The organism is Paenibacillus sp. CR_12 (assembly GCF_041953985.1).
Taxonomy (GTDB): domain Bacteria; phylum Bacillota; class Bacilli; order Paenibacillales; family Paenibacillaceae; genus Paenibacillus_AQ; species Paenibacillus_AQ lautus_A.
In genome coordinates this window covers 165,543-185,823 of the sequence record NZ_JAVFHO010000003.1, presented here as the reverse complement: position 1 = coordinate 185,823, position 20,281 = coordinate 165,543, and the positions used below count along the sequence as shown (strand labels likewise).

Genomic DNA, 20,281 nt, shown 5'->3' with positions numbered 1-20,281 from the left:
ACAGAAGGGAGTGTTACCTTATTATGGGTTACGCCATCGGCGTTGATATTGGGGGGACGAAAGTCCAATTTGCGGTCATCGATCGAGGGGGGGAGATCATAAACCGGCATCGGGTGCCAACCGAGGCCCATAAAGGTCCAGAGCAGCTTATGCACAAAGTGCTGCTTGGCATCGACATGATGATGAAATCGGCCGGCGCTGAGGGAGAGGTGCAAGGGATCGGCATCGGCAGCGCAGGCCAGATCGATTTTCGGGAAGGGACCGTTCTTTACGCGGGAGATACGCTTCCCGACTGGACGGGGACGGCAATTAAACGGCTGGTAACACAGCGTTATAACACTCGCGTGTATGTGGACAATGATGTCAATGTCATTGCGATGGCGGAGAAGATGTACGGGGTTGGCAAACACTGCGATAATTTTGTGTGCTTGGCTCTTGGCACCGGCATCGGCGGTGCCGTCATGGAATCAGGACGCCTTCTGCGAGGCGTCTTTGGCGGGGCGGCGGAGCTCGGCCATGTTAGTGTTGACATTAACGGCCCTCGCTGCAGCTGCGGAAATAACGGATGCATCGAGCTGTATGCCTCCGGAAGCGGGATTGCCAGAATAGGCCTTGAAATGCAAAGAAATGAAAGCGTTTCATATGCATGGAGGCCTAATTCCCGGGATATTATTCGGGCTTGGCAGCAGAATGATCCATCCGCCACGGCGGTCATGCGGGTGGTCATCCGGGCGCTGGGAGCTGCTGTTGCCGGGTATATTCATGCCTTTAATCCGGAGGTCGTTGTGATCGGAGGCGGGGTTGCGGAATCCGGTCCCGTTTTTTGCAGGAGCTCGATCAGGAAATCGATGCCCGAACGTCTTCGTATATGAGAAGCTGCTGCCGGATTATGGCTGCGAGTTTTGGCAATGACGCCGGCGTCATAGGAGCGGCGGCCCAAGTATGGTTTTACGGTGAGATGGAATGTATGCAATACGTCATATAGGTGGATCATTTCTCCAAAACGATTCAAATAACTAAAAAATATTTTTAATGTTGATCAGGCATAATTATCATGAAATATCCTAGATGCAGCAAGGATTATGATTATAATCCTTGCTTTTTTTATGCCCGGATAAAAACAAAAACAAGAAAATTAAGGATTGACGAAAGAGTAATTATCCATTAATTTCTGTTTAGAAGGAATTTTTCTTCAGTTATGAAATTATAAAACCATGAAATGTTGGAGGGTGAGTCATTTTGAAGAAGCACTATAGAAAGAAGTCGTTTCACGTTTTGCTTATGCTGCTCTTAGCCTTCTCCACCGTATTAAGCGCATGCTCCGGAGCGGGCGGCACTGGCGGCAAGGCCGGCCAGGACGGCAAGGTTGAAATTCAATTATGGAGTTCTGCCACAGCAGAAAACGCGAAGCCGATTGAGGATGCTGTAGCGAAATTCAATGAAAGCCAGGACGACATCGTAGTCAAGACACTCAGCAATCAGGATCATCAGAAACAACTAACCGCGATTTCGGGGGGCAGCGCTCCGGATCTCATCGTAACGCAGTGGAATAACATCGGACCTTGGTCTGCTGCCGGTGCGGTGCAGTCGCTGGAGGAATTCATCAAACGGGACGGATTCGACACAAGCCAGATCATTCCTGCGGCGCTGGATCGCATGAAGGTCAACAATGATATCTTCGGGTTCCCGATTTCCATGAGCATGGCCAATAAATTGTTTTACAACAAAAAGGCGTTCGAGGAAGCAGGACTCACGGCTCCGCCGGAGACGCTCGAAGATCTGCTCGAATATTCGAAGAAGCTGACCAAGAAGGACGATAAAGGAAATATAACGCAGATGGGCTTTATACCGGATTACCCTTGGATCGATAACGTGTTTTGGCCGATCATCTTCAACGGCTCATGGGACGACGGCAACGGGAAGCTGACCGCGAACCAGGAAGCGAATGTAAAGGCCATTGATTATCAAGTGAATTATTATAAGGAATTCGGGCAGGAGAGCATCGATAAATTCAAATCGGGCATGGGCGGTCTCGAAACTCCGCAGGATCCGATCCTGACCGGCAAGCTGGCCATGATTATCGGCTGGGAGAACTGGTATGTCAAGCATCGCGGCGAAGGCAAGGAAGTCGGCGTAGCGCCATTCCCTTACCCAGCAGCCAACCCTGATCTTAAAGGCTCCGGCATGGTTAGTCCGATCGCCATGTTCATTCCATCCAAGGCGAAGCATCAGGAAGAGGCGTGGAAGGTGATGCAGTACCTGCTCGGTGAGGACGTTCAGATTGAATACAGCATCCAGAGCGGCTCTATCCCCGTTCTAATGAAAGCGCTTGATAATCCGAAGCTGACGGAGAACCAAGAGGTGAAGGAACTTTGGGACTATTATGAAAGTGCGAAAAATCCGAATTTGAAGGGCTTCCCGAACAGCATTTACATTAACGAATACTTGCAGACCTTGAATGAAGAAACGGAGAAGGCGCTCAAAGGACAGATAAGCGCTCAGGAAGCGATGGATAATGTCGTGAGCAAGATGCAGCCGATCGCGGACAAAAAATAATCTTGATGATGCAGGAGCGGCGAGTACGATAGGCAGGCTGGCCGCTCCCTGCAGGTGTTGTTTTTTACTTGGAGGTGAAAAGATCACATGGAACGTTTGGAACCCCGGAGCGGAATGAAGAGCAGGGAAAGAAAACGGCTGATCATCGGACTTTTGTTTTTAAGTCCATGGATATTCGGCTTCCTGGTCTTCCAGCTCTATCCGATTATCACGTCATTGTATTACAGCTTCACGGAGTATAACCTGTTTACCTCGCCCCAATGGGTCGGCCTGGACAATTATGTGGAGATGACCCAAGACGGCAAAATGTTCTCATCCCTGTACAACACCGCATTCATGGCTTTGTTCGGATTTTTCCCCCAACTTGCGTACGCCCTGGGCATTGCCCTGCTGCTAAACCAGAGCGTCAAGGGACTGTCCCTGTACCGGACGATTTATTTCCTGCCAACGCTGGTCCCGGCCGTAGCGGGATCCTTGCTGTGGATTTGGCTGTTGAACGCGCAATATGGTTTGGTGAACCAGATGCTGGGCGCGATCGGCCTGCCCGAACCGAATTGGCTGATGGACGAGAACTGGACCAAACCGTCGCTGATTATGATGGGTTTCTGGGGGACCGGGACAATCACCATCATGTATTTGGCGGCGCTGCAGGAAGTGCCCAAAATGTATTATGAGGCCGCTTCCATTGACGGTGCGAACAAGTGGCATAAGTTCTGGCATATCACGTTGCCGGCCATCTCGCCCATGACCTTCTTCCAGCTCATTATGGGGCTGATCGGCTCCTTTCAATATTTTTCCCAAGGCTACGTGTTTGCGGAATCAAGCAATCAGGCCATTGGCGGGCCGGGGAACTCGATTTTGTTCTATGCGATTTATTTGTTCCAGAACGCCTTCATGTTCCTGAAGATGGGATACGCCTCGGCGATGGCTTGGATTTTGTTTATCATCGTGCTGCTGCTGACCCTGTTAATCTTCAAAACATCCAGCAAGTGGGTCTTCTATGGAGGTGAAAAATAATGAACGAAGCATTTATCGGCCGAAAGATCATTCCTCATATGCTGTTAATCCTCGTGGGCCTGCTGTTTCTGGCGCCCTTCGCTTGGCTGCTGCTGACCACCTTTAAGACCGAGGAGGAAATCTTCGTCATTCCCATCCAATGGATTCCGACGGAATGGATATGGGATAACTACGTAAACGCGGTCAACATGATTCCGTTCATCAAATACACTTGGAACACCGTCGTGATTGCCTTGATGAGCGTTGCAGGCGTCGTGATTTTATCGCCGCTGGTCGCGTACGGCTTTTCGAGAATTCAATTTAAAGGCCGAAACATGCTGTTTATCCTGATGCTCAGCACGCTGATGCTCCCCATGCAGGTAACGATGATTCCGCTGTATGTCGTATTCAACAAGGTCAACCTGCTGAATTCCAACTGGCCGCTGGTGCTGTCGGCGTGGTTCGGGACGGGGATGGCGTACAATGTGTTCCTGATCCGGCAGTTTTTTAACGGAATTCCGATGGAGCTCACCGAATCAGCCAAAATCGACGGCGCGTCGGAGTTTCGCATCTACGCCCAAATCGTGCTGCCGCTTGCCAAACCGGCCCTTCTGACGATCGGCCTGTTTACGTTTCTGGGCGCATGGGGCGATTTCCAGGGAGCGTTGATTTACTTGAACGATCAGGAAACATGGACCCTGTCCATCGGCCTGAAGCAATTTATTCGGGAGAATGGGGTGGCGTGGGGGCCTTTAATGGCAGCCGCTACGCTGTTTACGATTCCCATCATCGTTCTATACTTCTTCGTCCAGAAGAAGTTTATCGAAGGCATCACGATTACGGGCTTGAAGTAAACGAAGGATGACGCAAGTTTATACTAAACCAGATGTAGGAGCTAAATATGAGGCGGATGATTACAGATAGAGGATTAGTGGTGTCTTGTCAGGCGTATGAGGGAGAGCCGCTGTTTGGACCGCAGCATATGGTTGAAATGGCGAAAGCGGCCGTGTTGGGAGGAGCCATCGGGATCCGGGCCAATGGAACGGCTGATATTGCGGCAATTAAAGCGGCGGTGAGCGTGCCGGTCATCGGGCTGCTGAAACGGCAGATCGAAGGTTATCCCGTTTACATTACGCCGACCCTTGAGGATGCCTTAGCCGTCCATGAGGCCGGCGCCGATATTGTAGCAATGGACGGGACGCTGAGGCCGAGACCGGATGGGAACAAACTGAAAGAGGTAGTCGATGAGCTGATTCGTCGGGGAATCCATGTGATGGCGGATGTTTCCACCTTGGAGGAAGGACTGTATGCGGCCGATTTGGGCGTTCATTATATTTCCACAACGCTGTCCGGGTATACAGCCTATAGTCCGGAAACGACAAAGCCCGATATCGGGCTGGTCGCAAGGCTGGTTCAGGAAACGCGGCTGCCGGTTATAGCCGAGGGCAGGTTTGCCAGCGCGGACGACATGATTCAGGCTCTGAATGCCGGCGCCCGGTTTGTCGTGGTAGGCAGCGCAATTACGCGTCCCCAGGATATAACCGAACGATATCGGAAATCGATTGAAGCGCAGGTGGATCTGAACGAAGGAAAGGGCAGGGGGGTTCGAATATAGGATTGGAGGCATGAAGGCAGATCATGACTGGAAGGGGGTGAGATGACGAAACCATGGCAGTGGCGCGAGTTACGGCGCCGGCCCACGATTGCTGGAGCTCGTAAGGCTGAAGTCCGGTGAAAACCGGCGAAGATCAGGAAGCATGATAAGAGGAGGTTAATTTATATGCGTTCTATGAAACAACGGGTATCGTTAGCCATGATTGTGGCCATGATGTTCTCGATCATTCCTTTCGCTTATGCTGATGAGGCTCAATCGGAAGTGCGAAACCTGGCAAGAAATGCAACCTACTCGTGGTCGGAGGCCCCGGAAGCCAATTATCCCGACCCTGGCCATAAACTGAACGACGGAATACATGGAACGCGGAATGTACTGGATTCCGCATGGGTCGGTCATATACGCAAGAAGACGCGTGAGGTCGTATTTGATCTTGGCGAGGCCAAATCCATCTCGGGCATCAACGCGCGTTTTCTGCAGGATTGGCCTGGCTCGGCGATTCTGTTTCCGCTAACGGTTTCGATGTATGTCTCGGACGACAATGTTCATTGGGCGAACTTGACGAATAAAGCGACCCAGACGTTATGGGTGGACGGTCCGCCTGTAGACGAAACGTACGCTTGGGATAGCCAGACCGATGGCGTGCCGGGCTTCGAAGATGGGAAGTTCGCTTACGCGCGTTATGTGAAGGTAAGCTTCACCATGCATACAAGGGCCTGGACCTTCATCGACGAAATCGAGATCATGGGGACTGATGGCAAAGCCGCTGGGGCGGTGCAGCTTCCGCCGCAAGAATTTAAATATTTGCAGCCGGGAGAGGCTACGGCCGGCATTCATGATTTGTCCCTTCTATACAATGGTCATTATGCCAATGGGGATGGAGACTGGAGCAAAGAGGAGATCATTCCTCAGATCAGCTACGTGGACCAGAACGGGGAGCCGGTGGATTGGTTTTTTGACGGCGTGCTTACGCTTGGGTTGATATCGGCGGATGGACGCGACTTTGGCGGCGGCGCGAACCTGCAGGACTGGAAGTGGTACCTCGACAAGACTTTTGATGCGGACGGCGAGATGCACCAGCTCAATGAAGCCACCAAGGAGGTGGGAGCCAAGCTGGGGCAGCCTGACCATAAAACCAAGGTGGTCGTGATGATCCCGGATACGGGCGAGTATCTAACCGACTTCGGCGACGTGGACGGAGATGGAATCTCCGAAAATTTTAACGCCGGGGCCATTGGCGAGGAGTCGGCCATGGCGAACAGGCAAAAGGCGATCCGCTGGTGGATGGACGAAGTGCTGCAGCGGTGGGAGGCTAACCATTATTCCAATCTGGAGCTTGCCGGTTTATACTGGCTGTCCGAACAGGTAAGCACAAGCGCTTCCGGTCCGGATATGCTGAAATACGTGAACGGCCAAATTCACGGCGAAGGCTTAAAGTCCTTCTGGATTCCTCATTTCTTGGCCTATAAGAGTTATATGTGGGAAGAGGTCGGATTCGACGCGGTCGCGTTCCAGCCGAACTATTTCTTTGAAGACATGAGCAGCGAGCGCCTGGACGATGCCGCATACACGGCCAAACGATTCGGGATGGGCGTCGAGATCGAGTTTGACGGACGGATGCTGACCGACGAAGTATTCCGCAACCGGTATAAGGAATACCTGGATGGCGGCGTGAAGTATGGCTATATGAACGATACCTTCAAAGCGTATTACAAAGGCTCGGGGCCTGTGTTAAGAGATGCAGCGGCAAGCCAGGATCCGGATATCCGGATAATGTATGACTGGTTGTATCAGTTTGTTAGAGGAACGTACCAGCTGGAGAATACAAGCTCCCTGCACCTGAAAGGTCTGGTCGATCAGCTGGAGCAAGCAGGCGGGTTTGCGAACCATGGGGCTGCCCGCTCGCTTACGGCGCACCTGGATTCGGTCATCCGCTTCGAAGAGAAGGGGAACAAGCAGCAGGCGGCCCACCATTTGGACGGCTTCATGGAGTTGCTGGAAAGCCATAAGCAGAGCGGGACGGTATCCGGCAAAGCCTATCCCTTGCTGAAGGCAAACGGCGAGTATTTGGCGAAGCATATGCAGTAGCATTCAGACGGATAAGAGTTCGCTCAACAGCTATTTTCGTTTGGCGAAGCGACTAACGGCTGTGGAAGAGGAAGAGTTGCATAAGAAGGGTGAGCCAAAGGAGAGACCTTGGCTCACCCTTCTTTTTCCTTATGCGGAGAGGATAAATCCCATACCGGGCATGCAAGGACGACTGCTCATTCCTGCTGCAATAAGCTGGATCGCAGCTGTTCCAGGTAAGTCTCGACAGCCGTCCGATTCATTCGGTAGTAGATTCGGTTTGCCCGCTTTTCCATCATGACGAATCCCTGGTGTATGAGTGCGTTCATATGATGCGAGATGGTAGCCGTGGTTAGATTCAGCCGGTCTGCCAGTTCCGAACCGTATGCCGGCTCACGGTAAATTGACTTCAGAATTGCAAATTTGCTGGCATCGCTCAGCATTTTCAACGTTTTGCATATCTTCTCGTCCGAGATGACCCGGCTGACCGCTTCTTGAAGAGCTTCAAAGAGAATGCCGATATACAGCGTCTCTATTGAAATCTCGCTTTTTTGAGGATGGAGCGTGACCATATTGAAACCCATGATTTGCGGAACGATTCGGATTTCCTTATCGTCCAAGAGATTGATTTGGAATCGGTTATTGATGTACTCCAGCGGTTCGGTTTGAACCACCTGATGGTATCTTGCCGCAAAGCGGTCCAGCAGAGGCTCAAGCAAGGGCAATTGTTCCTCATACAGGGTCATGGCCTGTTCAAGGATGCTCCGCAATTCCTGCATGTACAAATCAAAGTTCTGATATAAGAGATGTAGTGTCCATTTCTCCTGAACGTCCAGTTCGAGTCCGTCAATCATGTTGGTCAGATCGGCATCGTTATGAGTCGCTAGGCATTCGTGGCTTTCGGCATCCCCCATAAATAATCGGAAGAGAGACTCCGCGTACTTGCGCCGCCGTTCATCCTGCATGACAGGGGACAGCCGAAGAATATTCGCATTCGTACCCGCTGAGCGGAGATATTCATCCAATAGCAGCTTGGCGCAGCACCACCCCGCTTGTCCCCGGCTTTCGAAGAAAAAAGCCATGCGATCAGGCGCTGCTTCCAGTTGGCCGTAAACCAGCTCTCCTATCTCGATGATGGGGTCGAAGGTTTGCAATAGGTCCGGCGAGTCCAGATTATATTTCATCGTGAGTTCATTCTTCACGGACCGGGTGTCTTCATGATTCGTATACCGATAGAGCAATTCGATGCATTCACGGAGAATATCCGGCCTTGCCAATACCGTTATGTTCATGGGATTACTCCTTTACAGCTGGCGTAATGTGTTTATGAAGAGCATACCAACAAACAATATAATTGTAAAAATACCAGTAGCGACAAATAGCTGTTCAAGGGTTATAAACGTCATCGCGGTGGCGATGATCAGCGAACCGAGCGGAATAGTTGAGCTTGCGATCGCGTTAAAAATGGCACCGGCGCGAGACAAGTAGGATTCCTCAATGTGTTCCATGAAGGCTACCCCGATCACCGTTTCCACGAAGGAAGCAAAAAAACCGAATATCAGCATGGTAGAAGCCAACATGACATAGGTCAGCATGACTTGTCCGGAATAGTGCGATATCCAGAACCATACCAGATAACAGATTCCAATGAACGTCCCGCCAGTGATGAACAGAATGCGTGCAGAGAAATGTTTTCTTAAGTAAGGGAACAAGAAGGCACCGATGCCAAGACCGATCGTTGAGGAAATGCCGGCAACGGACAACCCCTTGGCGGACAGTCCTAACACTCCCGTCGTGTATGGAGCCATCATGGAGTTAATGGGAATCAGGAAGATGCCCATGATGCCGCCTAATATGCAGACGGCGAATACGACTTTTGCCTTTCTTAGATAGATGAATCCCTCGGCCAGCGCATGGAGATAGCCTTTCAAATCCAGCCGAATCGGGCTCCGCTGCCATGTTTCCTTGTTGTTGATGCCCAGAATGAAGAGGGCGGACAGTAAAAAGGTGACGGCGTCGATCAAAATAGCCACCCCAAGGCCGAATAATCCGATGATGGCTGCGGCAGCGCCAAGACCGGCTAACTCCACGATTTTCTTGATGGTTGAATTTAAGGATATGCCATGGGTATATAAGGCTTTATCAAGCACTTGGGGAATGATGGCTAACCCGGCGGGAATGCGAAGGGATTCCAGCGTGGAATTCATGAACGTAAGCACAAGCAGAATCCAGGGTTGAAGCAGATCAAGCAGAAGCAGGACGGCAGTGGCGCCTACAATCACTCCTCGTCCGATATCCGCAAGGATCATGATGGTTTTCTTGTGAAGTCTTTCAACGATGGCGCCTGCAAAGGGCTGAAACAGGATGGAAGGGAGTGCATTGATGCCGAAAATAACGGCTACCCATGAGGCGGAACCGGTAAGCTGGTATACCATCAAGGAAAAAGCAATCATGTCGATGGAATCGCCGAACCGGTTCACGGCATTGGCCATCATTAACTTCAGATACTCCTTTTGGGATGACAGATCCCGATAACGAATCTCTCGAGCGTTTTCTTGTATCACCATCATCTAACCACCTTTCTAGATAGAAGTAAAACATAACTGTTAGATGATGGTCAATAATAATTTTAGATCATTATCTAATAAAAGATCCGTTATCGTAAAATAAAAAAATAAACGGAGTCAGCCATGGGCTTGACTCCGTTTGTCATTTCATTCCGGGATCTTGTATGTTTTTAAGCCTTCCGCCATTCCCCGACAGCTTTGTTCAGGCGGGACAACGCCTCCTGAACGGTGGCGCGCGTGCAGGCCAGGTTCATGCGCATGAAGCCTTCGCCTTCCTTGCCGAAGGCCGCGCCGCTGTTCAATCCGAGCTTCGCCTCTTGAACGAGGAAGCGGTTTAGCTCTTCGTGGGACATGCCCATGCCGCGGAAATCAATCCACAACAGGTAGGTGGCTTCCGGCATAACCACCTTCAGCTCGGGCAGATGTTCCTGTGCATATTGGGCTACCAGCTCCATGTTCCCGCGGATGTAAACCAGAAGCTCATCCAGCCACGGTTCGCCCTCACGGTAAGCAGCCTCGGTGGCGGCCGCACCCATCGGCGTAATGGAGCCGATGGCGTAACGGTTCAATATTTTGCGGAACTTGCTGCGCAGCTGCGCATTCGGGATGATGATGTTCGCCGTGTTCAGGCCGGCGATATTAAACGTCTTGCTAGGCGCGGTACAGATGATGGAACGCTCTGCGGCATCCTCGGACAGCGCGGCGAACGGCGTATGCGCGCCGGGTTCAAACACCAGATCCGCATGGATTTCATCCGATACGACAAGCACGTCGTATTGCTGGCAGAGGGAAGCCAGACGATCCAGCTCGGCTCGGCTCCACACCCGGCCCACCGGGTTGTGCGGACTGCACAGAATGATCATTTTGACATGGCCGGTAGAAAAGCTCTTCTCCAGGTCCTCGAAATCCATCGTGTAATCCCCCTCTTCGCTAAGAAGAAGCGGATTATGCACCAGCTCACGGCCATGGTCCTGAACGACGCTGTAGAACGGCGGATAGACCGGCGTCTGGATGACGACTTGATCGCCCGGCTCGGTGAACGCATCCACGATAAGGCTGAGAGCCGGGACGACGCCCGGACAGAACTGAATCCACTCCTGCTGAATGCTCCAGCTGTGGCGTTTCTTCATCCAATCGCTAATCGCTTCGCGGTAAGAGTCGGACGGGAACGTATAGCCGAACACGCCATGCTCCACCCGTTTATGAAGCGCCTCTACAACGGCGGATGGCGCGGCAAAATCCATGTCGGCCACCCACATCGGAAGCGCGTCCGGCACGCCGAAGACGGTGGGGACATTGTCCCATTTCTGACAGTTGGTACAGGTGCGGTCAATCGCAAGATCAAAATTCATATGTAATTCCTCCTAGCTGAGTTGAGTTAGTCTTTAGGCTATGAATTTGGCCAGCGTGATCAGGCCGGTAATCGTAATTACGTTTAGTATGGTCGATATAAGGACAGTTTGTGCAGCAAAATCAGGCTCATTCTGATATTCTTCCGCCAGGATGGACGAATTGACGCCGACGGGCATGCCGGAAGCGATGATGAGCGCTTGCGCCGGAACGCCTTTTAGCCCGAGCAGCAGCACGATCAGAATGCCGATAGCCGGCGCGACCAAAAGACGCAGCAGGACGCTGAGGTAAACATCGAGCCGGCGCAGGCGCAGCGGATATTTAATGATCTGTGCTCCGAGCGTCAGCAGGGCGATCGCCACCATGGACTGGTCCGCATAGGTCAGCGGCTGCGAGATAAAGACCGGAAGCGGCAAGGCCAGGGAATGCAGCACAATGCCGATGACGAGGGCATAGGGGACGGGCATTTTCAGAAATCCGATAATGGCCTGTTTGTATAATCCCTCCGTCTTGGCTCCCTGAATGGAAATAACTCCGTACGTAAACGTAAGGAGGCTTTGAAATGACATGATCAGCGCTTGCACCGAGCCGGCCATCGGATCTCCCTTGAAGGCCAGATCATTGATCGGAAGGCCGTAGTTTCCCGAATTATCCAGCAGGAGGCTGTTGGTAAATGCGGCTCTCATCCCCCGGTTGAACTTGCGCTGTCTGGCAACCAGCATGCTGATCAAGTAGAGGACGCCGATATAAAGCGCATAAAATAACGCCACCATGCCCAGAAGCTGCGGTGACATCTTGGATTCGTACATACTCATAAATACGGCTGCAGGCGTAATGTAGTAAAAGTTGATTTTGGCGAGTGTGTACAAATCGAGCTTAAAGGCATATTGCATAATAATGCCAAAGCCTATCAGGACAAAGATGGGAAGTACCACTTCAAGTAAAATGTCGGCGATCATGCTGTTGTCATCTTCTTTCCATGAGTATAGCTTGGTAATGGTCTGGCTGTGCGTATGACGCCATGTCATTATATCATGACAACGGATGGTTGACACTTGATTCCGCATGGAAAAAAGAACAAAGCACGCGCATCTTGCGGGCCTTTAAGCGAAACGTTCTTGACTTCAACGGAACCTAACCTTGGAGGAAGAGGTGCGCAGGATTAGCTGGCGCAGACCATCGCGATACACGCCGGCTGCACGCAAAAAGGATGTTCCTTGGCCCCTGACCAAAGAACACCCTTGAATTTGGTTATTGCAATGGGAGCGTCTGTCGGCGCGTCCTTATTGCGGGTTGGTAGTCCAAATCCCGGCGGATTTGACGAATACGCGCTGCGGCAGCTTGAGCGCAGCCAGTACAAGCTCGGCTACGTCTTCCGGCTGCATCATCCGGTCCTCGTCCCCGATCTTCAAGCCGGCATTGACGGCGAGATCCGTGTTCACGGTGCTCGGGGTCAGCGCCGTCACGCGGATGTTGTGCTTGCGGACCTCCTGCAGCACGGCTTCGGTCAGTCCCATAACCGCAAATTTCGAAGCGTTATAGGCTGAGCCCGTGGCGAAGCCGCGTTCTCCGGCCGTAGAAGAGATATTGACGATGTCTCCTTGGTTGTGCTCGATCATGCCGGGCAGCGCTGCGCGGGTCATATAGTAAGTCCCCATCAGATTCACGTCGACGATACGCTTCCAGGCTTCGGGTTCCATCTCCAGCAGGTTGCCGAACTGGGCGATGCCCGCGTTGTTGATCAGAATGTCCACCGAGCCCAGCTCCATGTTTACCGCCGCGAAAGCAGCCTCTGCCTCGCTCTGCACGGAAACGTCGGCCACCGCCGCGACGGCTCTGACACCATATTGCTCGGCAACCAGGGCGCTCAGCGGCTCCAGGTCTGCTGCCGTACGGGCGACGAGTCCAACGTGCACGCCTTCCTTGGCAAGTGCGATGGCCAGGGCGCGTCCAATCCCTTTGCCTGCACCCGTGATGAGGGCTGTTTTGTTTTTCAGGCTCATGTACATTCACTCCTTCACATTGATAAAAAAATATGGTTTCGTTGACCAGTATACCCTGTACCATCCGCAACTACCAAATGCCCGCGATCCACCCTAAACAATTTGTTATAATCGTAGCAGCGAAACCAAGATAACCTTTGTTCATTTTTAACAGGAAGTGGAGGAACAACCTATGCTGCAAGCGCTGAATATCATAACCGCGTTTCGTCAGGGGGATGAATCGGCTGCGGGAACGCATCCATGGCTATTGAAGCTGATATCGGCCGAGGAACGAATCGTCAATCTGGAACGGATCACGTCCATCGGGCAATTGACACATGCCAACCCCGTGCTGGATTATGTAGAACGCACATTGAAGATACTGGATTCGCTGCCTGTTTCCTATTGGATCAAAGAGCTGCTGGAAGAAGTCCTGGTGTGGGCGGAAACGGCCAAGGGCGGAACGATGAGGGATCGCCTTCGCTGGCAGCAGTCGGGCATCCAATTGTTCCTGCATAATATCGGGTCCGCGCAGCTGTATGAAAGGCATATCCGGCAAGGCAGGGGAACCCTGTCACCGCACGAAGAGATGGTACATACTCTCATACTTACCCATGGACTGCTCGGGCAACACATCCGGGGGGAAGTCGCCTTCGAGGAAAACCTGCCGCTGATGAAGCTTACGGAGGAAGGACGGCTGACCGAAGATGAGCTGATCAGGCTGCTGATCCCTTTGAATCACTGCATCATTGCTGCCGTATCGGAGGAGCTATGGCATTCCGTTGAGGAGGAAATCAAACAGCTGATTCGCAAGCTTGCCCAAGGGAGCGTCCCGGATCGGTGGACTTATGAAGAAAGGCTGCGCCGCCTTCGGACCGCTTCCATTGCCCGGGGAGAAGATTTCGACAGGCAGTTTCAGGAGATTCGGAGGCAGACGGATCTGCCAGCTGCCCTGCATGGGTTTCAAGACATGACGCTTTGGTATGTGGAAGCGGCCCTGCAGGATTTCTCGTTGGAAGAGTTCGTGAAGGTATTGCTGCTGGCTCTCCATCCGGAGAAACAGAGCCCGGAGGATCAATGGTCTTCGGATTCGGTGAGCCACCTGAGCTTTGAGCCGCTGATGAACGATATGTATTACGATTACAAGGGCGTCAAGAAGCTGAACGTGTACAAGAAAAGAATGATCGAGCAATATTTGCGCCAGACGGATTGGGAGGCCTGCCTTCAAGGTCAGGCGAGTGCCAACCCGCATCTGCGCCACCGCATCGAACGAAAGCCGGAGCTGCCGGATACGGTATTCTTTACCTTCGAATTCTCGCAGGCCGCGGAGAGATTAATCGATTTTTGCATCGAGGCGGAGAAATCCCCGCTTTACGAGAAGGCAGTGCTGCTGTTGTTTGATCTGTTTGGCCTGAGGCGGGATGCTTATGACCGGTTTCATAACGAAGAGAGTTATTTAAACGATATGAACAGCACGGGAGATTACAAGAAAGTGATTCTGGATTATATCACGGGAACGGCGGTACTGGATATCGGTCCCGGTGGAGGCGTGCTGCTTGACCTGATCGAGGAACGGCTGCCGCACGCGCGCCCCGTCGGGATCGATATCTCCTCGAACGTGATTGAAGCGCTGGAAAAACGCAAACGTATGGAGAACAAAACATGGGAGGTCCTGAAGGGGGACGCGCTGAATCTCAGGAACTATGTGAAACCCGGGAGCGTCGATACGGTCATCTTCTCCTCGATACTGCATGAGTTGTACTCGTACATTGAAACAGACGGTGCGCGCTTCAATACGGCGACCGTGGAGGCAGCCTTGCTCAGTGCCTATGAGGTGCTTGCACCCGGGGGCCGCATTATTATCCGTGACGGGATCATGACCGAGCCCGAGGATACCTGGAGAAGGATCCGTTTCCTTGAGGACGACGGCATGGAATGGCTGATCCGGTATGCCTCGGATTTCAAAGGCCGGGTCATATCCTACGAGCAGCTGGCAGACGCGGAGGTGCGCATGCCTGTCAACGATGCGATGGAGTTTCTGTATACCTATACTTGGGGTGCCGAAGCGTATGTTCATGAAGTGCAGGAGCAGTTCGGATATTTCACGCCTACGCAGTATGCGGAGTGCATCCGCCGAACGCTGGGCCCCGAAGCGCTGATCCGCGTGCAGCAGCATTATCTTCAGGAAGGATATGCCGAGGCATTGGCTGACCGCATCGAATTCATGGATGAGGATGGGAAGGCGGTAACTTTGCCGGACAGCACCTGCCTTTACGTGATCGAGAAGCCGACTCGTCCGTAAAGGCCATACCCTGCTGTAATCTATAAAAAAAGAGGACCGGAACGCAGCTATATTTCAAGCGTGCTTCGGTCCTCTTTCGCATGTTGTTTGGTAAGCCGTCCGGATTCTGTGCTCATTCACAAGCGAGGAAGGAAAATGGTTCGCTGACAGCGCTTGAGCCGCAGCGCTTATACCAAAAAAGCTATTCCTGCTTTTCGGGATCCGGATAATCCTTCCCGAGCGTATCGACCGTCACTTTCTTCATGACGGGCACTTCAAGCGGCTTGTCCATCTGATCCCGCTCCAAGCCCACGATTTCCTCAGCCGTTTCCATGCCTTCGATGACCTTACCGAAGGAGGCGTACTGGGCATCCAGCGAAGGCGCATCCGCGACCATAATGAAGAATTGCGACCCGGCGGAGTTTGGATCCGGCGCGCGCGCCATGGATAGTACGCCTGTCGTATGCTTCAGGTCATTCTGAAACCCGTTGGACGTAAATTCTCCGGCGATCGCGTAGCCGGGTCCCCCCGTGCCGTTTCCGTCAGGATCGCCACCTTGAATCATGAAGCCGGGGATGACGCGGTGAAAGCCTGTGCCATCGTAAAACCCTTGTTCCACCAGAGAGATGAAATTGTTCACCGTATTCGGCGCAACCTCCGGGTAAAGCTCAAGCTTTATCGTTTTGCCGTTCTCCATTTCAATCGTGACGATGGGGTGGCTGGCGTTCGGGTCGGGCACGTTCTGCTTGACCTCGGTTTCCTTCGGCGGTTCCGCTCCGGGCGCCGCGGCGCCGTTCGTCGAACCTGTTCCGCCGCCTGCGCCGCTTTCGGTTTCCTTGTCATTCTGGCCGCATGCCGTCATCACGAACAACAGCCCAAGAATGACGAGCAGGGCCGGCATCCAGCGTGTTCTGCGTATCAACATCATTGACTCCTCCTGTGCTTTGCCTTATCAGGTCTTAAGCATGTAATCTGTATCATATTTTATCACAGGTTGGACAAGTACTGAAAATCGAAATAGCGGAGTATACATTAAGGAAACCGTTATCAACGTTATGTCACAGAAGACCGACCGCGTATAGAGGATGTTTTCCTTGCGATTAACGAATCAAGGCCAGCGGCTCAGAATGCAAAAAATAAGCTCCCGAACCTGTACAAGTCCGGAAGCTTCAGGAAATGGGGAGCATTGTACGTCTTTACTTGGCAGGAAATATGCCCTCCACTTTGTTTAAAGGGAGCAGAATCCGCGAACGGTTCTTGTCCTTGGCAAGCAATTCGATGAAATCGGCTCCGATTCTGACAAGCCGGATCCGGTCGAAGGCGCCGCGGGTCGGGAAGGTGGTCCGAACCCCAACCCGCACCGTTTTGCCCGGCGGCTTGACATCGAATACCCGAACCGAGTTGAGACTGGACGGCACAAAAAGCTCGCCCTGCACCTTGATGAAATTTTTCGGGAATACCCGCTGCAGCCGTCCGGGTTCCAACCCGGTGTTCGGCGCGTTGATTTCCACCAGATGTCCGGTCAACGAGGCCAGTCGCTGCTGCAGGGTGATCTTATGTCTGCAGGGATGGATCGGCAATCCTTTCATATGAGGCATCATCCTTCCAGGGTCGTATGGTGTAGTGTATGTTGGAAGGTATGGCATGGGTGAAAGAAGAGGATCACGATTCCTGCCCGGTGTTGTTTAGGATGACGGAGGATTTCCGCGGTTACTCGTACCGCTGCCATCCGGCTTCTCGTGTTTGATGCTGTCGGGTATCGGAATGCTGTCCGGATAGGAATCCTCGACAAACAGGCCGAATTCCTCATCGATGTCGCGTTCGGTCACTAAACGGTGCTTCTCGTCAGGTTGTTTCTTCATCGGCTGTTCCTCCTATGAAATCGAATCTTTGAAATGAACGGCTGGTATAAGAACTGATAGCTTGACCCATACTGTTTTACTATAAAGACGGTTGTATGGGAGGCGTAGGCATGGAAAGAAAGGGCAACATATTAACGGCACTCATATGGGGTACCCTGATCGGCATCCTGTTGTGGATGTCATTTCTCGGCTGGCTGGATATCATATTCGGAAAATAGAGGGATCATACAGTGCTAGTATAAGACCCGCCTTCCTATAAGGAGAGGCGGGTCTTGCAGGTTTTAGTCGTCCTCGCCATTGCTGCCGTTCAGCAGATCGGTTCCGTGCATCTGTTCCGTCGGAGGCGCGGCGGGATCCACCGGGCTGTTGGCCGCAATCGCGTCCGCGTCGGGCACGTCCTCCAGCGGCGTATACTCCTCTTCACCCGAAGGGTAATTCATAAAAATGTCCTGATTCAGAAAGGCGGTACCGCTGCCTGAAAACGCGGCGTCGGCTGCGACTCTCTGCTCCGCATCGCCGGTGTACTCGGCGATGACCTCGTCACCCGGACGAGTTGGGGGCTCACCCTCGATGGCCCGCCATTCCCGGTCCGTCTCGTCGTCCGCGACATCGCGAATAACCGTTTCGTCGGCGGTGCGGTCCAGCCGAACCTCGTCGGCTTCTCCGGCATCGGATGACAAGGATAACCGCTCATCGGCAATGGTCCGTTGATCCGGATCGGCACCTGTAGCTTCCCATGCATCGATGGCGCTGTGATCGGGGTTCATCCGCTCCTCCGGTTTTGCATCCGCAGGAGCCGCTTCATTCTGATCGTACGCGATATGATCCGCGTCTTCGCTGCTTAGGCTTTGCTCCGTATAGGTGTTGACGTCTCTCAGATCGTCTTGCGGAATCCAATCCGTATCCTCGACTTTCCGTTTGGCCTCGAATTCCAAATATGTCAAATCTGCCAGCGTATTCCGATTGTTTTCGTCTCGCATCGTGTCCATCTCCTTCCTTGTTTTCAATTACAATAGGTTTCTATACTTCGACTTTACCCGCTGAATCAAGAATGAATCCCGAAACATTCAGGTTATGGCAAACCAAGCAAGCTCTATCTTTCCCTGTCGGTTGACGTATTATGAAAATTTTCAAATAAGGAAAATGGACCAAACACAAGATAAATGAGAGAAAATGAATGATTTCGTGGATTATTTCCCTTAAATTGAACAATGAAATTTTAAAATGATCCCGTTATAATCGAAAAAGCGACTAACGGACCGGGACAATACTGAGAGTGGATTGTCAACAACCAACAACAGAACAGGAAGTGATCAGGACTTTGTTTCAATGGATTAGACAAGGCTTCTTTGGCAACTCGCGCAAAGATATTTTATCGGGTCTGACGGTAGCGTTCGCTCTCATCCCGGAAGCGATCGCCTTCTCCATCATGGCAGGCGTTGATCCGATGGTGGGACTCTATGCGTCCTTCGTGATTGCCGTCAGCATTTCGTTTTTCGGCGGCCGTCCCGGCATGATCTCAGCGGCGACAGGGGCCATGGCGTCATTGATGGGACCGCTTGTGGCTATGCACGGGATCGAGTATTTGTATGCGGCAACGATTCTGACGGGAATCTTGCAATGGTCGATGGGAGCGCTCAAGTTCGGACGTTTTATCACGTTTGTTCCCCAGCCGGTCATCACCGGCTTCGTGAATTCCCTGGCCATCATCATTTTTCTGGCCCAGCTTCCGAATTTCAAGGGCGAATCGTGGCCGATGTACTTGATGGTGATCGGCACGCTGCTGATCATTTACTTATTGCCGCTGATAACCAGAGCGGTTCCATCGGCACTCGTTGCGATCATCGTGATGACGATCGTTGCGGTTTGGTTCAAAGCCCCGGTGCAAACGGTCGGGGACATGGGCAACATTACCCAGGCACTGCCGTTCTTCCATATTCCGAATGTAACCGTGAGCCTGGACATGATCATGACGATATTGCCTATTTCCCTGGCTCTTGCTGTCGTCGGGATGACGGAATCGCTGCTTACCGCGTCGCTCGTGGATGAGATGACCGAGACGGGCAGCGACAAGAACCGGGAAATCCGCGGTCAGGGCGTTTCCAACGTGATCACCGGATTCTTTGGCGGCATGGCGGGCTGCGCCATGATCGGACAGACGGTGATTAATGTGAAATCGGGAGGGCGCACCCGGTTATCCACCTTGGTTTCCGGCGTGTTTCTGCTGTTCCTCATCATTGTGCTCGGGGATGTCGTGAAACAGATTCCGATGGCGGCGCTTGTCGGGGTCATGTTCATGGTTTCGATCGGCACGTTTGAATGGGGATCGCTTCGCACGCTTCACCGCGTGCCGTTAGGGGATGCCATCGTCATGCTGGCAACGGTCATCATTGTGGTAGCGACTCATAATCTGGCCATCGGGGTCATGATCGGGATTATCTTAAGCGCCCTGAATTTCGGGTGGAAGATGGCCAAAATTCACGCCGTGCCCCATATGCAGCCGAACGGCACCAAGGTATACGAAATCCGGGGACAGCTGTTTTTCGGAACGATGATGTATTTTGTAAATCTGTTTGACGTGAACGATGATCCGGAACATGTCGTGATTGATTTTTCCAAATCCCATGTATGGGATCAGTCAGCCACGAATGCCATTTCGAAGGTATGGCATAAGTACAAGGAAGCGGGGAAAGACCTCACGCTCATAGGGTTGAACGACGAAAGCCAGCGGATGGTCGATAAAATCGGCCTTGCTTCAAACTCTACGCATTAGAAGCATTAGTCATTCTGTAAGCAGGTGTGCTCAATAGAGGTAAGGTTTGTCAGATGAAAAACATGCCAAATGAAGAAATGGCGGTGCTCAAGGATATGATCCTTGCACCGCCATTCTTGCTTTTCGGCCGGTTGTCGCTATGAACGTAAATAAAATTTTACAAACGATACCTGGCATTTCATGTTATATTGATTGTAAATGAACACGAAGTTTGTCGAATCGATGCAAAGGATGG

17 protein-coding genes are annotated in these 20,281 nt (G+C 52.2%); 8 read left to right on the top strand and 9 right to left on the bottom strand.

Annotation, left to right across the window (positions count from 1 at the left end; translation table 11 throughout):
* Positions 1–23 precede the first annotated feature (23 nt).
* The 6 genes from RB297_RS13195 (at position 24) to RB297_RS13170 (ending at position 7,252) form a co-directional block, all read left to right on the top strand.
* On the top strand, positions 24–872 hold the full coding sequence (locus tag RB297_RS13195) for an ROK family protein (RefSeq protein WP_375120665.1): 849 nt from the start codon (positions 24–26) through the stop codon (positions 870–872).
* 367 nt (positions 873–1,239) lie between these two features.
* A complete protein-coding gene (locus tag RB297_RS13190) occupies positions 1,240–2,556 on the top strand; it encodes an ABC transporter substrate-binding protein (RefSeq protein ID WP_096775298.1) in 1,317 nt (438 codons plus the stop codon).
* An 87-nt stretch (positions 2,557–2,643) separates the two neighbouring features.
* Positions 2,644–3,573: a carbohydrate ABC transporter permease gene (locus RB297_RS13185; protein ID WP_036662491.1), complete on the top strand. Its 930-nt coding sequence runs from the start codon at positions 2,644–2,646 to the stop codon at positions 3,571–3,573.
* The gene (locus tag RB297_RS13180) at positions 3,573–4,406 is read left to right on the top strand and encodes a carbohydrate ABC transporter permease (RefSeq protein ID WP_096775299.1); all 834 of its coding nucleotides are present in this window, start codon (positions 3,573–3,575) and stop codon (positions 4,404–4,406) included. Before RB297_RS13185 ends, RB297_RS13180 begins: the two co-directional genes overlap by 1 nt.
* A gap of 47 nt (positions 4,407–4,453) precedes the next feature.
* Complete coding sequence (locus tag RB297_RS13175) at positions 4,454–5,167, top strand: N-acetylmannosamine-6-phosphate 2-epimerase (protein ID WP_375120664.1); 714 nt, start codon at positions 4,454–4,456, stop codon at positions 5,165–5,167.
* Between the two features lie 165 nt (positions 5,168–5,332).
* Complete coding sequence (locus RB297_RS13170) at positions 5,333–7,252, top strand: DUF4855 domain-containing protein (protein ID WP_375120663.1); 1,920 nt, start codon at positions 5,333–5,335, stop codon at positions 7,250–7,252.
* Between the two features lie 176 nt (positions 7,253–7,428).
* Here RB297_RS13170 and RB297_RS13165 read toward each other — a convergent pair whose 3' ends face one another.
* The 5 genes from RB297_RS13165 to RB297_RS13145 all read right to left on the bottom strand — a co-directional run bounded on the left by RB297_RS13165 (position 7,429) and on the right by RB297_RS13145 (position 13,151).
* Positions 7,429–8,523, bottom strand: a complete 1,095-nt coding sequence (locus RB297_RS13165; protein ID WP_375120662.1) for an ArsR/SmtB family transcription factor — start codon at positions 8,521–8,523, stop codon at positions 7,429–7,431.
* Between the two features lie 12 nt (positions 8,524–8,535).
* A complete protein-coding gene (locus tag RB297_RS13160) occupies positions 8,536–9,801 on the bottom strand; it encodes an MFS transporter (protein ID WP_375120661.1) in 1,266 nt (421 codons plus the stop codon).
* A gap of 167 nt (positions 9,802–9,968) precedes the next feature.
* Positions 9,969–11,150, bottom strand: coding sequence for a MalY/PatB family protein (locus RB297_RS13155; protein WP_277748241.1), 1,182 nt, complete (start codon positions 11,148–11,150; stop codon positions 9,969–9,971).
* A 33-nt stretch (positions 11,151–11,183) separates the two neighbouring features.
* A complete protein-coding gene (locus RB297_RS13150) occupies positions 11,184–12,107 on the bottom strand; it encodes an AEC family transporter (RefSeq protein ID WP_375120660.1) in 924 nt (307 codons plus the stop codon).
* 324 nt (positions 12,108–12,431) lie between these two features.
* On the bottom strand, positions 12,432–13,151 hold the full coding sequence (locus tag RB297_RS13145) for a 3-ketoacyl-ACP reductase (protein WP_015733909.1): 720 nt from the start codon (positions 13,149–13,151) through the stop codon (positions 12,432–12,434).
* A 172-nt stretch (positions 13,152–13,323) separates the two neighbouring features.
* Between RB297_RS13145 and RB297_RS13140 the strand changes: the two genes are divergently transcribed.
* The gene (locus RB297_RS13140) at positions 13,324–15,432 is read left to right on the top strand and encodes a class I SAM-dependent methyltransferase (protein ID WP_375120659.1); all 2,109 of its coding nucleotides are present in this window, start codon (positions 13,324–13,326) and stop codon (positions 15,430–15,432) included.
* A gap of 181 nt (positions 15,433–15,613) precedes the next feature.
* On the opposite strand, the gene RB297_RS13135 is transcribed toward RB297_RS13140, so the two are convergent.
* The 4 genes from RB297_RS13135 to RB297_RS13120 all read right to left on the bottom strand — a co-directional run bounded on the left by RB297_RS13135 (position 15,614) and on the right by RB297_RS13120 (position 18,253).
* Positions 15,614–16,336 carry a peptidylprolyl isomerase gene (locus tag RB297_RS13135; protein ID WP_375120915.1) on the bottom strand — a complete coding sequence of 241 codons (723 nt, stop codon included), beginning with the start codon at positions 16,334–16,336 and terminating at the stop codon, positions 15,614–15,616.
* 271 nt (positions 16,337–16,607) lie between these two features.
* Positions 16,608–17,000, bottom strand: coding sequence for a hypothetical protein (locus RB297_RS13130; RefSeq protein ID WP_015733912.1), 393 nt, complete (start codon positions 16,998–17,000; stop codon positions 16,608–16,610).
* A gap of 96 nt (positions 17,001–17,096) precedes the next feature.
* Entirely contained in the window at positions 17,097–17,273 is a 177-nt protein-coding gene (locus tag RB297_RS13125; protein ID WP_015733913.1) for a hypothetical protein, read from the bottom strand.
* Positions 17,274–17,554: 281 nt separating this feature from the next.
* On the bottom strand, positions 17,555–18,253 hold the full coding sequence (locus tag RB297_RS13120) for a hypothetical protein (RefSeq protein WP_375120658.1): 699 nt from the start codon (positions 18,251–18,253) through the stop codon (positions 17,555–17,557).
* A gap of 341 nt (positions 18,254–18,594) precedes the next feature.
* Here RB297_RS13120 and RB297_RS13115 point away from each other — a divergent pair, with 341 nt between their 5' ends.
* Positions 18,595–20,046: a SulP family inorganic anion transporter gene (locus RB297_RS13115; protein WP_375120657.1), complete on the top strand. Its 1,452-nt coding sequence runs from the start codon at positions 18,595–18,597 to the stop codon at positions 20,044–20,046.
* The last annotated feature ends 235 nt before the right edge of the window (positions 20,047–20,281 follow it).